The organism is Endozoicomonas sp. ALC013, assembly GCF_049310205.1.
Taxonomy (GTDB): domain Bacteria; phylum Pseudomonadota; class Gammaproteobacteria; order Pseudomonadales; family Endozoicomonadaceae; genus Endozoicomonas.
Map to the genome: position 1 here is coordinate 1 of NZ_JBLYNS010000380.1, position 1,360 is coordinate 1,360.

General features: G+C 54.3%; 1 protein-coding gene. It reads right to left on the reverse strand.

Annotated elements, in window-relative coordinates; genetic code table 11:
* A partial coding sequence (locus ACO6V1_RS23960) for an Ig-like domain-containing protein (protein ID WP_422469110.1) occupies window positions 1-1,360 on the reverse strand: 1,360 nt, incomplete at both ends.

Sequence of the window (1,360 nt, forward strand, 5' to 3'; positions counted from 1 at the left end):
TACCTGGCCGGTGCCATCGCCGGTGGTGTTATTGCTGACAGTGGGGGTGAAAGATCCGAGATATCCGGTGGTGTCCGAAGTGACGCTGACGGTTTGGACATCAGTCAGATCCACATCAGCAATGGTAAAGCTGCCGTTGTCAGACAGTGTATTGATGCTCTCACCATTGGCATCATCGGCAATTTCGGTTATGGCTCCGGTCACATCTGTCACCGCCGTGATGGTGGGAGCAATGCTGTTGGTGCCGGTGACGGTGATGGTCAGGGTGCTGCTATCAGTCAGTGGCGTGCCATCATCATCGGTGACTGTGTAGTTGAGTATTACCGTGGCCGTTTCGCCATTGGCCAGATATTCGAAATCGGTACCGGGATCGAAGATAACATTGTTACCGCTGAAACTGACACTGGCCGTGCTGAGAGTGACGGGCTGTTGATCACCATCATTGGTCATGGTGGCAATGCTGGCGGCACTGACACTGAGCGTATTGCTGGTGTCCGGGTCACTATCATTGGCGATTACATCGACGGTGATGGCGTTTTTTTCCCAGGTGTTATCGGTATCTGCGGTGGCCACCGGTGCATCGTTGGTGCCGGTAACGGTGATGGTCAGGGTGCTGCTATCAGTCAGTGGTGTGCCGTTATCATCGGTAACGGTGTAGTTCACCAGAACGGTAGCGGTTTCGCCGGTGGCCAGATAATCAAAGTCACTGCCGGGATTGAAGGTGATGTTATTGCCACTGACGCTGAGACTGGCGGTGCTCAGCGCAATAGCCTGACTGTCGCTGTTGTTGGTTACGGTGGCAATGCTGGCTGCGCTGAGACTGAACCCGTTGTTGGCATCCGGGTCAGAGTCATTGGCAATAACATCCACGCTGATACTGTTGTTTTCCTGAGTTGCGTCAGTATCGGCGGTGGCTACCGGGGCATCATTAGTGCCGGTTACTGTGATGGTCAGGGTGCTGTTATCCGTCAGTGGTGTTCCATCATCATCGGTGACGGTGTAGTTCACCTTCACCGTGGCCGTTTCGCTACTGGCCAGGTAATCAAAGTCGGTGCCGGGATTGAAGGTAACATTATTGCCACTGAAGCTGACACTGGCGGTATTGTGGAGAATGGTCTGGCTGTCGCCATCATTGGTCATGCTGGCAATACCGGCGGCATTGACACTGAGCCCATTGCTGGTGTCCAGGTCACTGTCATTGGCGATCACATCCACAGTAACGCTGCTGTTTTCCCCGGTATCACCGATATCTGCGGTGGCTACCGGTGCATCGTTGGTGCCGGTAACCGTGATGGTCAGGGTGCTGCTGTCCGTCAGTGGCGTACCATCATCATCAGTAACGGTATAGTTCACCACGACG